At 42.3% G+C, this 14,042-nt stretch carries 12 protein-coding genes and 1 pseudogene; 7 read left to right on the top strand and 6 right to left on the bottom strand.

Annotated elements, in window-relative coordinates:
• Positions 1 to 204 precede the first annotated feature (204 nt).
• The 3 genes and pseudogenes from folB to Q0541_RS02595 all read left to right on the top strand — a co-directional run bounded on the left by folB (position 205) and on the right by Q0541_RS02595 (position 3,783).
• Positions 205 to 573 (top strand): dihydroneopterin aldolase, encoded by a 369-nt coding sequence (folB, locus tag Q0541_RS02605; protein ID WP_298905146.1) that lies wholly within the window; start codon positions 205 to 207, stop codon positions 571 to 573.
• A gap of 915 nt (positions 574 to 1,488) precedes the next feature.
• Positions 1,489 to 2,772, top strand: a complete 1,284-nt coding sequence (locus tag Q0541_RS02600) for a diguanylate cyclase (RefSeq protein ID WP_298905144.1) — start codon at positions 1,489 to 1,491, stop codon at positions 2,770 to 2,772.
• A gap of 450 nt (positions 2,773 to 3,222) precedes the next feature.
• Positions 3,223 to 3,783 (top strand): annotated as a pseudogene (locus Q0541_RS02595) (sugar O-acetyltransferase).
• A 3-nt stretch (positions 3,784 to 3,786) separates the two neighbouring features.
• On the opposite strand, the gene Q0541_RS02590 reads toward Q0541_RS02595, so the two are convergent.
• Both Q0541_RS02590 and Q0541_RS02585 read right to left on the bottom strand, forming a co-directional pair.
• Positions 3,787 to 4,167 (bottom strand): calcium-binding protein, encoded by a 381-nt coding sequence (locus Q0541_RS02590; RefSeq protein ID WP_298905142.1) that lies wholly within the window; start codon positions 4,165 to 4,167, stop codon positions 3,787 to 3,789.
• Positions 4,168 to 4,389: 222 nt separating this feature from the next.
• Positions 4,390 to 5,373 (bottom strand): DUF1517 domain-containing protein, encoded by a 984-nt coding sequence (locus tag Q0541_RS02585; RefSeq protein WP_298905141.1) that lies wholly within the window; start codon positions 5,371 to 5,373, stop codon positions 4,390 to 4,392.
• An 853-nt stretch (positions 5,374 to 6,226) separates the two neighbouring features.
• Between Q0541_RS02585 and Q0541_RS02580 the strand changes: the two genes are divergently transcribed.
• The 4 genes from Q0541_RS02580 to Q0541_RS02565 all read left to right on the top strand — a co-directional run bounded on the left by Q0541_RS02580 (position 6,227) and on the right by Q0541_RS02565 (position 9,740).
• The gene (locus Q0541_RS02580) at positions 6,227 to 7,459 is read left to right on the top strand and encodes a glycosyltransferase family 4 protein (RefSeq protein WP_298905140.1); all 1,233 of its coding nucleotides are present in this window, start codon (positions 6,227 to 6,229) and stop codon (positions 7,457 to 7,459) included.
• Positions 7,460 to 7,775: 316 nt separating this feature from the next.
• A complete protein-coding gene (gene msrA / locus Q0541_RS02575) occupies positions 7,776 to 8,453 on the top strand; it encodes a peptide-methionine (S)-S-oxide reductase MsrA (protein ID WP_298905138.1) in 678 nt (225 codons plus the stop codon).
• A 112-nt stretch (positions 8,454 to 8,565) separates the two neighbouring features.
• Complete coding sequence (gene msrB / locus Q0541_RS02570) at positions 8,566 to 9,054, top strand: peptide-methionine (R)-S-oxide reductase MsrB (RefSeq protein WP_298905136.1); 489 nt, start codon at positions 8,566 to 8,568, stop codon at positions 9,052 to 9,054.
• Between the two features lie 53 nt (positions 9,055 to 9,107).
• A complete protein-coding gene (locus Q0541_RS02565) occupies positions 9,108 to 9,740 on the top strand; it encodes a glutathione S-transferase family protein (RefSeq protein WP_298905134.1) in 633 nt (210 codons plus the stop codon).
• A gap of 541 nt (positions 9,741 to 10,281) precedes the next feature.
• On the opposite strand, the gene Q0541_RS02560 is transcribed toward Q0541_RS02565, so the two are convergent.
• From Q0541_RS02560 to Q0541_RS02545, 4 genes are all read right to left on the bottom strand, one after another.
• Positions 10,282 to 11,289: an aldo/keto reductase gene (locus Q0541_RS02560; RefSeq protein WP_298905132.1), complete on the bottom strand. Its 1,008-nt coding sequence runs from the start codon at positions 11,287 to 11,289 to the stop codon at positions 10,282 to 10,284.
• Between the two features lie 51 nt (positions 11,290 to 11,340).
• Positions 11,341 to 11,550 carry a cupin domain-containing protein gene (locus Q0541_RS02555; protein ID WP_298905130.1) on the bottom strand — a complete coding sequence of 70 codons (210 nt, stop codon included), beginning with the start codon at positions 11,548 to 11,550 and terminating at the stop codon, positions 11,341 to 11,343.
• Between the two features lie 580 nt (positions 11,551 to 12,130).
• Positions 12,131 to 12,343: a sulfur carrier protein ThiS gene (thiS, locus tag Q0541_RS02550; RefSeq protein WP_298905128.1), complete on the bottom strand. Its 213-nt coding sequence runs from the start codon at positions 12,341 to 12,343 to the stop codon at positions 12,131 to 12,133.
• An 89-nt stretch (positions 12,344 to 12,432) separates the two neighbouring features.
• On the bottom strand, positions 12,433 to 13,551 hold the full coding sequence (locus tag Q0541_RS02545; protein ID WP_298905126.1) for a thiamine phosphate synthase: 1,119 nt from the start codon (positions 13,549 to 13,551) through the stop codon (positions 12,433 to 12,435).
• Positions 13,552 to 14,042 lie beyond the last annotated feature (491 nt).

The raw sequence follows: 14,042 nt of genomic DNA, 5'->3' as shown, positions 1-14,042 counted from the left end.
TCATTTGGAAAAGCCAACGCCAAACCTAACCCCCCAGCCCCCAATCCTTGTAGGGTTAGGAGAGAATTCAAAGCCTCTCCCTTAAAAGGGGAGAGGAATGGAAGTCAGGTTTTCCAACACTGCTACGCGAGTTTGTGAGAAAGAAAATCTCCAAACAAACTTGCTCCACTTTCTACAAAATCCACAATTTGCTCTCAAACTTTTATGGACTGCATTCATTTAACAGGAATTCGCTGCTATGGCTACACTGGGTATCTGCCAGAAGAAAAGGTGCTAGGACAATGGTTTGAGGTGGATGTAAAGTTATGGTTGGATATCTCCACAGCAGCCAAGACTGACGCGATCGAAGACACTTTAGATTATCGCAGCGTCATTAGCTTGATACAACATCTGGTCAAAACGTCTAAATTTGCTTTGATAGAGAAATTAGTAACAACGATCGCAGATTCTATTCTCCAAGAATGCGATCGTGTAACACAAGTTCAAGTCACTCTAAGTAAACCTGCTGCACCTATTCCAGACTTTAGTGGCAAAATTAGCATTGAACTAACTAAAAGTAAGTCTAATCTCTAAAGCACAAAACGTGTTTTTTTAAATATTTATAAGCCAGCAAACAAAGGGGGTTTAAATAAGTCGGCACGATAAAATCCATGTATATTTAGTTTTGTAAAAACTGTGGAATGACGAATTTTTTAGCTATTCGCTGATTTTACATTTCCTTACATAGCTTGATTTTTTAACGCCAACTTACTTACGTGGATTGTAGAAGTATCTCACGAAGAGAATCTTTCCTACGATTACCCCCAGCACCCGCTCATTATCAAAAAACTAAAAAATCCTGTGATCTGCTGATGAGCATTTAACTTGCATATTTTCAGATCACAGGATTTGTGATTAAGTATTAACCAAAAGCAATAAATATTTCTAAGTAACACCATTTCACCTACTATTCAAAATTTAAGATAGTTTCAGACTGTAATTTAGACCCAGGTTGAGACAAAAACTATTTGTAGACAAAGCAGTATTAAACTCTTCAAGTGTAGATAATGATTAATTTTTAGTAGTAATTTAGGGAATGAATATTATATAAAACACAGTAGATAATTTTTCTTAACTTACATAAAAATAATATACTGTAATTTTATAAAGTTTTATTATTGATTAATTTTTACATAAAGACTAAATAGAGTATTTATACTTTTTTAAAGAAAAGCTATTGCATATTTTTGAAAATCACTTTACAATTACTGATAATTATATAATAATTTATACGTGATGTTAGTAACATGTTATTTAGCGCTTGGAGTGATTAGAATTAGCTTTGACAAGCATAGAAATTATGGTAATTTAATAACATGTTATTTGCTCATTAGTCAGTATTTCTATGAAGACAGGTAGTTGCAGATTGTTTATGATAAGATAATAAATTTTAGATCGAGTTGACACTGACAACACAAATCTGAACCTTAGCAAACAGGTTATTGTAACATGTTAGCCCACAAAATCCTAGTTGTTGAGGATGAAAAAATTTTAGCCTCAAATATTAGAAAAAGTTTACAAAAACTGGGTTATTCTGTTTCAGAAATAAATAAGTCTGGTGAAGATGCAATAAAAAAGGTAGCAGAAACTGCTCCCCATTTAGTATTAATTGATATCTGCCTAGCTGGGGAAGTTCACGGTGTACACGTAGCGGATATTATCCAGAATCACTTCCATGTGCCTGTAGTGTATCTAACAGAGGATTCAGAATATAAAACATTACATAAGAATCAGCTAAGTGAGCCTTTTAGCTACATAATCAAACCATTTCTTGAAAGTGATTTACATTTTGCGATTGAAATGGCTCTGCACAAACATCAGAGCAAAAACATATTATACGAAGAAAAACAGAGACTAGTGGCAATTATTAACAGTATGGGCTGTGCAGTGATTGTGACAGATGCAAATGGTTGTATTCAAATGATGAATCCCATAGCAGAACTAATCACTGGCTGGAAGCAAAGTGAAGTGTTCGGTAAAGATTTAGTAGAAGTCGTTAACTTAGTTGACAAAGATGTAGGAGAAACAATTGAAAATTTAGCCAGATATGTAATCGAAACAGGTGAAGTTTTGAATCTCCCAGAAAACTGTACACTGATTACCAAAGATGGCAAAGAAATAGCGATTGAAGATAATGTTGCACCCATCCGCGATCAAAATGGCAATATTACTGGCGCGGTTTTGGTTTTTCAAGACATTACCAAACGCAAGCAGACAGAGGCGCAACTGATCCGCAATGCGTTTTATGATGGGCTGACAGGATTACCGAATCGTGTTTTATTCGTAGATAGGCTCAGACAAGCAATTGAACGTAGCAAACGCAAAAGCGATTATTATTTTGCAGTTTTATTTTTGGATTTAGATGCCTTCAAGGAGATTAATGATCGCTTTGGGCATGGAATAGGGGATGATTTTTTAGTAGTGATCGCTCGACGCTTAGAGTCGTGTTTACGCGGTGGCGATACTGTAGCACGATTTGGTGGTGACGAGTTTACTGTTCTTTTAGAGGATATTAAAGACATTACCGACGCCACCAATGCTGCCAAACGTATTCAAGACTCCTTACGATTGCCACTTAACTTGAATGGATGTCAATTATCTACTACAGCTAGCATTGGTATTACTTGGAATTTTAGTAATTATGAGGAACCTGCAAATATCTTACGGGATGCTGATATTGCTATGTACCGAGCTAAACGGCAGGGAAAAGCTACTTATGCCATATTTAGTTAATTAGTCCTTTCTGCTGCCACTTCCATCAATTACTCTGATTTTCTTTACAACTATAGCAGTTCTCGCTTGCGACAAATACAGGTGATCGTAAGGGCACAGCATTGCTCATGCGTGTCAACTTAAGCGTAAACCCTTTTAAAAGCTCGTTTCCAGCTTCTGGCTGGAAACGCTCTTTCATTGCGGTGCCGCTAGTCTTGAGGCGGAGCCTCTCATTAGGCATTCCCAGGAACGAGGCATCTCTAAAAGCTTTTCTCGGCAGGCTTTCACCTTAAGTTGACACCAATGAGCATTGCTGTACCCCTACCGTCTATCGTCGTGTATTGCATCCAAACCAGAAGCGCTATCATCTGTGGAATTTTGATTTATGGCGGTTTTCATGTGGATGGAATATGCTACTCTAGCCGCGACTAATGTGTATCGCATACAACCGAGAAGCCCCATAAGTCTGTTATGGAAAAAACCGAAAAACAGAAAATGCTCGCAGGCGAATTATATTTGGCAGAAGATTCAGAATTGGCTGCCGAAAATAAGCGAGCTAATCGTCTGTTGCGAAGATATAATTCCACAACAGAAGAACAGCAAGAGCAACGACAGCAAATTTTGCAAGAATTATTTGGAAAGATCGGTCACAAAGCATCAATTGTGCCACCCTTTCATTGTGACTATGGTAGTAATATTTTCGCTGGCGACAGATTTTATATGAACTATGGCTGTGTAATTTTAGACTGTAATACAGTTCATATTGGTGAAAATGTCTTATGCGCTCCTTATGTACAAATTTATACTGCTTATCACCCTACAGAGCCAGAAATTCGGCTTTCTGGTAGAGAATTAGCTGCCCCAATTAACATTGGTAATAATGTCTGAATTGGTGGCAGCGTAATTATTTGTCCGGGTGTAACTATTGGTGATAACACAACCATTGGTGCTGGCAGTGTAGTTGTCAAAGATATACCTGAGAATGTTGTAGCTGCTGGCAATCCTTGCCGCGTCATTCGGTATTTATCCTAGAATTTAAAACTTATAACCTCTGGCAATCCAATAGAGCCAGTCTGCGATCGCTTCTTGAGTCTCGCTGTCAGCATCAATGGCTGCTATTTCAGATAACTTTGCAGAATATACATCTTCATCCTTACCATTAATGTAAGCAACTTCTACAAACATATCTTTTAAGCACTCATCATCTGGGGCCATTCCCAGCACTTCTACTTGTTTCTCCTCGGTAGCAGCTGATTTGCGTCCCTTCTTAGTCCATTTAGCCAGAAAGGGAAAATTCAGAGCCTCTTCCAGGTAGTAGTACCAACCCATGGCCCGGTCTTCTTTGTCTTCAGCATCTACAATTATCTCTGTTTGAATACGATCCTCTCGATTTATGTCGGGTTCAACACTAGGCATAAGACAAGGCTTTGCGGATGATGCATTTTTGATAATACTACACTACCAGAGTTTTGACTAGGAATAATTTTTCTAAAATATAGTTAAGTATATTTAATCTCTACAAAAAACCGCTTGTTATTGACAAGCGGTTTTCTAGTTATTGCCCTCAAGGGGAAACTTATTTGTTGCATCAAGATGCAAAGTTTTTTCTTAGCACTAAAGCACGAAACTTTTTAGAGATTAAACAAGTCTCAAATCAGGATAATTTGCCAACACATCATCAGATGTCAGCGTATCATTTTCAGCTTGCGGAGTCCAAAGAACTTCAATTGCCAGAAGTTTTTCGCTAGGGATACTACCAATTTGGCGCAAAGCTTGACGCAAATTATCAGCACTGTTAATCGCTGTGGGAATTTCAAACTTGCCTAATGTCGCCGCCAGCAAGGTGACGATAATGTATTCTCCAGCGCCTTCGGTAAATAGGCGGGTGGGGTTATCGAGTTCACCAACCGGGGGTAAAGCATCTTTGGCTAAGGCTGCTTTTAACTGGTTGTTGACATTAGAAAGAGTTTCTTCGCTAAACTTGCTGCGTTCTGCCAGTGACAGCCGATTAAACTGACCTTCAGCTGAATTTAAACTGGCTTGTTGAGTCCCACCACCTGCATATACAAAGTATTCAGGATGGCGGAGTAAAGCTAGGCTGGCTTCTTGCAGAACTTCTGCTCTCCCCTCTGGGGTGTTAGTGTCAGCAGTTTCAGCAATGTGGTTGAGTTCATTTTGCAATTCACGGGCTTGAGCTAACAAACCTACTTGCAAACGAGTTACAGAAACAGGAGAGTTACTGCTGTAATCTGCTTCTGGAGTTTCACCACCAGAGACACGGCGGAAAGTTTGCAATAAGAAATTAGCGAGCGCAAAGAAAATTAAGATGCCAAATAGACCACCAAATCCTCCCCCAATACCCCAGAAGGGAAGTAGGAAGGGAAAGCCAAAGCCACCACCAAAACCACCACCAGGATAGTATCCGCCCCCGCCAGGAGGTGCATAGGTGCGCGGTGTATAGGTGCGGCTAGAAGGCACTCTAAAGGAGCCACCACCGATCCGACCCCCACTACGGGCCGCTAATGCACCATCGGCGTGACTAAGAGCCAAAGCTAACACCAGGACTAAGGCTAAGAAGGGTTTTAACAGCGGTTTGATGGTTTGTTGTAGTTTTTTACGCATAATACAATCGCTTGGAAAACAGAATTTTTAATGATTTATCCCCATGCTCTTAGGAGTGTTGCGGTATGTCGCTTACGCCAGCCCGTAACAAGCAAGCTTTGTAGGATTCACTTTTAGAGGCTACATATTCAATTTACCGCGTCTTATTTTGGGTAGGCAGCGATCGCAGGGGGGATTTCTCGACTGGGGAACCGTACCTTAAGACTTCTTCATCATCACATAAATTTGCGATGTCTACGACGGGCTACGCCTACGCGCAATTGTTGCTACGTCTTGGACTAGCACTTTCTGACTACAGTCTTGGATTATACTAATTATTTTGACTAATTTTTTTAATACTTCATCCTACTTATTTTATCCCAAGGCGGGAGAATATTTTTAAATTATCAAAAGCATTTACTACATCTGGCGGCTTTTAATTTACGTATACGCCGTAGGCTAGCAAGTGTCCATGATGCCCATCAGTAAGCGCAGCCAGATCCTACATAGCTATCAAATACTTATCCCATTTTTTGGCATTTTGGCACAACAGTCCAGAGGATTCAGGATATTCTATTGAACGGAGCTAAATTTCGTAATTTTCGCAACAGTTGTTCACTGAGCAATTTGGCTATAAGTGCTAGTTTCTATTTATTGTTCATTATGCACATAATTCTCAAGGATTGAGAAATTTGCAGCAAAAATAAAATCAGCACAATAAAAAAATAATCTTCCTGGCTAATCTTGTAAAATCGGCTTCAAATTTGTTTACCACATTCGTTTTAAAAGAAATAAAATAGTAATTAGGGCTTTGAAAATAATCCTAATTGTAAATAAATTAAAAATTATTTGAAATATAGTCATCAACTTTGTTATGGAACATATTTCTCAACTTACAGCCGAAAGCAGAGACAAAGCTGCATACCCAGATATCCTAGTCATATCCAGGATCTTCCTACCGAAAGAAGCTGTAATTGGGGAATATATCTACAATCGCTGTCTCCAAGATCCAGAACGAGTTATTGTGCTGGCGGCTGGTTGCTCAGGAGATCAAGTATTTGATCAAGGTCAACAGTTTCCCGTGTATCGCTGGTTTTACCCTAGATACTGGCGTAGTGGCTTTGTGGGAAGTATCCTGAAGCCTTTGGTCAATATCCTCTGCTCATTTGTACTAGCAATCAAACTTTATTTTCGCTATCACTACCGTTATATAGAGTGGGGTCACGGCTATGACTTTCCTTCACTGTTGCTATTGAGCTATTTGCTACCTATTCGCTTTTTTATCTATCTGCACGGTAATGATCTTCTTTATGTATTACACAATCCCGTGCTGCGATCGCTCTTTAAATTAACACTCAAACGAGCCGAAGGCATTGTTTGTAACAGTTCTTATACAAGAGACTACCTCAGAACTGCTTTTCGATTAGATACTCCTACCCACGTGATTAACCCAATAATTAGACCAGAAAAATTTGGTAATAATGTAGCGAGTCCCAGTAGCCTTGATGATTTACGTGTTCGCGTGCGTCAGACTTACAACATTCCCGAAACAGCAATAGTTATTCTTTCCATCGGAAGGCTAGTAAAACATAAAGGTTTCGACCGAGTAATTGATAACATCCCACTATTGCTAACTTTTGGGGTCGATGTCCACTATATACTCTGCGGTCAAGGGTCAAGTGAATCAGAACTGAAATCTCTGGCGCATCGGTTGCGGGTAGATAAGCGAGTCCACTTTGCCGGATATGTGCCAGAGCGAGAATTAGCAGGTTATTATGCAGCTTGCGAGATATTTGCGATGCTGACTTTATCGGATACTAAAGCTGATAGTATGGAGGGTTTTGGTATGGTTTATTTAGAAGCAAGTTACTTCGGTAAACCTGTAATTGCCCCTCGCTTAGGCGGTGTTCTAGACACAGTTCAGCATGAAGAAAATGGGATACTGGTTAATCCCAATTCTGGTTATGAAGTTTTTCAAGCTTTCAATCGGTTGTGCAAAGATCAGCAACTACGTGAGCAACTCGGCCGCAAAGGTAAAGAATTAGCCAAGCGGAGAATCCTTCATCGATCGCTTTACAAATCAGAGGGGAGAAACAGGATTTTGTAAGATGAATACACATTGAGTACATTTGTAGGGGCGCAAGGCCTTACGCCCCTACGTTCGCGGAGCGTCCCGCAGGGATGGGATGTTTTTTTAACTTTAAGTCCCTTAGTCAATTACCGAATTGTATTACTATTCCTTCATGATGGCAACTTCTAAAATGGATTGCCGATCCGATTGGATTTCAGCCAAAATATTTTTAATAGATAGTGCCCACCATCGACATCTAGGATTATCTCGGCAACTTCTAATGTTTCTCTAATGTTGCTTTCAGAAATTAATCTTATGGTGATGACTACACTAAGAAAGAATCAGCTATTTTATGTCAACTCGTAGTTTTACCCTCAAGGGATACTTACTAGTTAGTTTGTCCATTATTTTACTGATATCGGTTGTACTCGTGCGTGGTGCGTCAGAAGCAGTCCTTCCTAATCCCGCCACCGATATCTCAAATTCTACAGCGAAGGGAAAACAGACGGCTGTTTTCGCAGGAGGATGCTTTTGGGGAATGTCAGCAGTTTTTGAGCATCTCAAAGGTGTTTCTGATGTTGTCTCTGGTTTTTCTGGTGGGAGTGCAGCAACAGCAGATTACGAACTTGTCAGTTCTGGGTTGACAGGTCATGCTGAGTCAGTAAAAATCACCTATGACCCATCAAAAATATCATATGGTCAACTGCTGAAAATTTACTTTTCTGTGGCACATGACCCAACACAGTTGAATAGACAAGGCCCTGATTCAGGGAGGCAATATCGTTCAGTCATATTTTTTGCCAACGATGAGCAGAATCAGGTTGCGCTTAATTATATTAATCAACTCAACAAAGCACATATTTTTCATCAGCAGATAGTTACTCAACTACTCCCTTTGAAGGGTTTTTATAAAGCCCAGGAGTACCATCAGCACTTTATTGACCGCAATCCAAATTATCCCTACGTAGTGGTAAATGATTTGCCGAAGTTAGCTCAATTAAAATCACAGTTCCCCAATCTGTATAAGTAGGTGTCGCTTTCTGGCAAAGATACTTTTGCTCTTGTCAATACCGATCACCTTGACTTAAAAAATTCTCTTCGCTCATGTTAGTGATTTAAGTAATTAAATCAGCCACTGAATTATGAAAAAACGATATTTTTTACAAGCTGGCGCAGCACTTGTTGGTACAGGATGGTTGTCACGGTATTTAACTGGTAGGTCACAAGTTATGACAATTACAAAAGAGGAGTTTGAAATCACTAAAACTGAGGAAGAGTGGCATCGGATTTTAACGCCCCAACAGTTCGATGTGCTGCGGAAACATGATACTGAACTAGCTAACACCAGCCCACTTGATAAACAATATGCAAAAGGAACTTATGAGTGTGCTGCTTGCGACTTACCATTGTTTACATCTGAAACTAAATTCAACAGCGGCACAGGCTGGCCTAGTTTTTATGCACCTATTGATGGGGCAGTTAGTACATCAGTAGATAACTCCTTTTTGACGACCCGAACTGAAGTACATTGCCATCGTTGTGGTGGGCATTTGGGTCATGTCTTCGATGATGGACCTGCGCCTACTAGCAAACGTTACTGTATGAATGGGGTGGCGATGAAGTTTGTTTAAGATTAAGTCTTACCAATTCTACTGTGGAAATTTTAATTGAGAATTTGAAAATAATGGCCAAACTCATACTTTACGGAACTCCAGTCAGTACTTATGTTCGCACTGTCCGGTTGCTGCTAGAGTCAGCAGGTGTAGATTATACCCTTAAAAAAATTGATATCTTCAATGGAGAAAACCAGTCAGCAGAGTATTTGTCCAAAAATCCTTTTGGTAAAATACCGACTCTGGAAGTGGATGGAGAACTGCTTTACGAAACAGCAGCAATTACCGAATACCTCAATATAGTCTTTGCTGCTCACAAGTTCAGCCCATCTGAACCGATGCTCCAGGCGCGGATGCGTCAGATAATAGCGATTATTGATAGCTATCTTTATGTTCCTGCTATTAGAACAATTGTGATTGAGCGCTTGATTGTACCAAGTCAGGGCGGCAAGACAGATTCTGACTTAGTGAAAAAGGCACTCACGCCTGCACAAAGGGCTGTAGAGGCAATTGAATCGCTAGCTGTTGCTAGCCCGTATCTACTTGGCAGCGAAGTAAGCATTGCCGATTTCTACCTGATTCCCATCTTCATCTACCTATCACAGACTTTGGAGTTTGAGGCAATTACTGTTCAAACTCCGAAACTGCGGAGTTGGTGGGATGAGGTCAATCAGCTTGAGAGTGTGAAAAAAGTGTCTGCCTAACTTCAAATGGTTTGTATGCAAGGGTATACAACCCTTAAGTCTGATGAAGCCACAACTTCTGTGATGTTTTCAAGTTGGTTGTTGATCCTTTTAAGAACCAACTTCGCTACTAAAGCCGTCAGTACTGAAAGGGAAAGTGAGGTAAGATTTGGTGATTAGATAACTGAGGTAAGCAGTTTTGGAAATCAAAAAGTTGTGAATCTAACCCTCATCTCTTTGGTGTAGTGATCCAGGTCGGCAAGCTTTGATGCACACTTTGCCCATACGCAACCTTACCCCAGAAGAAGTCAAACTTATCTCACCACACGAGATATTCCCACCACACAACACCAGGCGATTCTAGATTTTACCCACAGACATCCTCTAGCATTATCTTTGGTTGCTGAGGTATTTGCTCAGGGAAAAGAAATCTCTTTTTAAGCAGAATCTGCTCCCAATGTTGTTAAAACACTGTTTCCCCCACCCAAAGTCTAATTTTCATTAATTTTGTGCAGTATTTTCAAAATACTGGAATGCAACCAGAGAAAACATTTTTTGCTACTTAGCGACCGGTCATTTGCTCTAGGTTTTCGGGATACCGAGCCCCTTGCACCGTGATCTTGGACGCGGCGTCATCGATGTCATGCAAATCGTCGGGTGTGAGTTCGACTGAGACTGCCCCAATGTTTTCGTCCAAGCGATGCAGCTTCGTTGTACCCGGAATCGGCACGATCCACGGCTTCTGGGCCAGCAGCCAGGCGAGCGCGATCTGAGCAGGTGTCGCCTGCTTCTGTTGTGCGATGCTGCCGAGCAGATCAATCAGGGCTTGATTCGCCTTGAGAGCTAGGGGCGTGAAGCGAGGCAGGGTGCTGCGAAAGTCGGAGCTGTCGAATGTAGTGCTTTGGTCCATCTTGCCAGTGAGAAAGCCCTTGCCCAGCGGGCTGTACGGGACAAAGCCGATTCCGAGTTCCTCAAGGGTCGGTATCACTTCCTTCTCCGGAGTCCTCGTCCACAGCGAGTATTCGCTCTGGAGAGCAGTGACCGGCTGAACCGCGTGCGCGCGACGGATCGTTTGCACTCCGGCTTCAGAGAGTCCAAAGTACTTAACCTTACCTGACTGAATCAGTTCCTTCACAGCTCCTGCCACGTCTTCGATCGGCACGTTTGGGTCAACCCGGTGCTGATAGAGCAGGTCGATTGTCTCGACCTTGAGTCGCTTGAGCGAGCTCTCCACGGCCTGCTTGATATGCTCCGGACGGCTATTCAGTCCGGGCGAACCCTTCATCCCGCGGGGATCTAAATTCGGACTCAGGTCGAACCCGAATTTGGTGGCAATGACCACTTGTTTGCGGAAGGGAGCGAGGGCTTCGCCCACAAGCTCTTCGTTTGTGAATGGGCCGTAGACCTCGGCGGTGTCAAAGAATGTAACGCCGCGTTCGACGGCGGCCCCCAGAAGAGCGGTCATCTCCTGCGTGTCTTTGGGCGGGCCATAAGAAAAGCTCATTCCCATACAGCCAAGCCCGATAGCCGAGACTTCCAGATTACTGTTTCCGAGTTTACGGTTCTGCATTTTTTGAACTCCTGTCTTTGAATTAAAGGTTGGAACTGTCTTACTCCACGCTCAGTCCTGGTATTGCTCGTCGCTGACCTTTTCCATCCAGTCCACGGGCTTGCCGTCGAGCCATTCCTGAATGGCGATGTGCGTCATGGCTGTGGTTGCTGTGGCACCGTGCCAATGCTTCTCACCCGGCGAGATCCAGATCACGTCCCCCGGCCGAATTTGCTCGATCGGTTCGCCCCAGCGTTGTACAAGGCCGTAGCCAGCCGTCACGATCAGGGGCTTTAATTCTCAGTTAAATAGCTAGATTATCAATAAAAATAGCTGTTTCGCTGCGATGCCTGCGGTGGTCACTGACTTGTACTGAGCTTGTCCTGAGCTTGCCCTGAGCGGCGTCGTAAAGCCTGCGGCATCGCTACGCTTAGGGTGCAGCCTCTCCAAGAGTTGGGCGTAGTCGAAGTAGCTTTGCCGTGCCTCTACGGGGATCTTGCTAGCAAGAGCGTCTCCAAGAGTTGTGCTATGACGCTCTCTTACGAGACGCTGCGCGTAGCTTGCTTCCCCGTAGGGGTACGAATACTCGCTCTAAGCGAACGCAAGAGCGTCTCTAAGAGTTGCCATGCCGCAGGCTTTACGCAACTCTTGGAGACGCTCTTGCTAGCAAGATCCCCTTAGGGGTACGCTATCGGCGTCGCATGGCACTTTCATGAAGGGACAGTGGTGGTAGTGGTAAATATGTAGTAATAATAAATTTAAGCGCTACAACCCTTGAGATGTATAAACCAGAGGATGCACCCACCCGCATCAAGATTACACGATGCAGCCTCAAGGATTTGGGCTTGCTGGCTCAAATTAACTAACCACCACCAACAATAGTTACCACTTCTAAGCGATCGCCTGGTTGCACTTTTGTTTGCGGCCAAAACTGGCGGTGTAAAATTTCGCCGTTATATTCTACAGCCACCAAGCGGGGGTTAAAACCCAACTGTTGGAGCAAATCGGCTAAAGAAGTTTGAAACGAGCAGCTATGGGTTTTCCCATTTACCTGAACCGTAATTTCATTGGACATAAGTCATGTTGGAAATTGGGCATTGGGCATTGGAGGCTAGTTTTTCATCGTTTGTGCTAAGTTGCAGAAAACCATTTTGAATTTAGAATTTATAAAGGTTCTGGTTTAATGCGATTGAGTTGGGAGAGGAAATATTGTGTTACTAGGGTAGGCTGTTCGGCTTGCATGAGCGATCGCACCACTGCTACACGTTCGGCTCCGGCATCGATCACATCATTGATGTTATTAGCATCTATTCCCCCAATAGCAAACCAGGGAATTGAGCAATTTTTGGCAGCATAGCTGACATATTCTAAACTTGTTGCTGCCTTACCTACTTTCGTGGGAGTTTCATAAACTGGCCCTACCCCAATGTAATCTACACCTTCAGCAATTGCTCCTTGCATTTCTTCTTTATTTGTGGTAGAAAGACCTATCAGACGTTGCGAACCGAGTAATTGCCGAGCAACAGCAATGGGCATATCTTGTTGTCCCAGATGCACCCCATCTGCATCGACTGCCAAAGCCAGATCCACGCGATCATTAACAATGAACAAAGCACCATAGATATGGCATAACTGCCGGAGTTTTCTAGCTTGTTCCAAACGCAAAGAATCATCGGCGGTTTTGTCGCGGTATTGTAAAAGCGTCAATCCACCTTTAAGTGCAGCTTCGACGTTGTTCAACAAATTTTCACTAGGGGAAGTAACAAGATACAAACGCGATCGCCACAATAATTGATGGCGCTGATGACCCATTAAACTACTTTCTAGGGTATAAACCTGATAACGCATCTGCTTACAAGCTTTAGCCATAGTTGGGTGGTAAAGCTTGCCGTATTCTTCTAGTACCCGCAATGCTTCTTCTATGCGGCAAAAGTTAGCTTGCAATACTGATTTTATACTAGCTCGTTGTTCTTCCTGAGGATGGGTTAACTCAGTTCCAGGATCGCCTGGTGTATCTCGCGCCGCCCGCAATTCCGGGGTATGCAACTTGGCTACCTCTTGTCGCAAGCGCTTGCATTCAAGAGCTAACTGGGCATTATTCAACCCAAAGCGACACCATTCCTCAATAATTCGCAAGCCTTCACGAGCGCGGTCTAAATTAGCATCTAAAATGCGGTAGACAACCTGCTGTATTTGCTCTTTTTGGCTGTATGGCTCGACCATTACAACAACCCCGTTAGTGCTTTCATCGAAGTGTGAATTATCATATATCCTAGTAACCATAATTAATTAATTTGCTTTTTTTTACTCAAATTTTGCGTAAGTTACGCAAAAAAACGTATAAGTGAGGGTTACGGTAAATTATCCCATGTTCTTATAAGCAGTGATAAGGGTAGTTTGAGGCTACAGTTTTGCACTAAGGTTAGTCAAGTATTTTACGGTAAACGACAAGCTTACAAAGGACTGGTAAGAGCGGATACACCAGAAAATCCCCAATGGGCAAATTAAACTTGAGACTGCATTACCGCAAGGCGGAAGTCATGCATTCAAAAGTCAAAAGTCAAAAGTATTATAAAATGGGCTTTTTAGGGATTTTAAACAGTTGCTCTATTTACGCCGTGCGTACTGCATGGATACTATTTAGAGAGCATTAGTCTTTGAGGAAGATTTAAATATCAATGTTGGTATCAAGGTGGAATGCAAATAAACCGCGTCCACTTTGAAAACTGTAGTTCTTTCCGTATGAAAAGAAAAAACCCTCATCCCCCAGCCCC

The organism is uncultured Nostoc sp. (assembly GCF_937863485.1).
Lineage (GTDB): Bacteria > Cyanobacteriota > Cyanobacteriia > Cyanobacteriales > Nostocaceae > Nostoc.
Note: the sequence above shows the minus strand (reverse complement) of the source record. Positions and strands in the feature narration are given on the sequence as shown.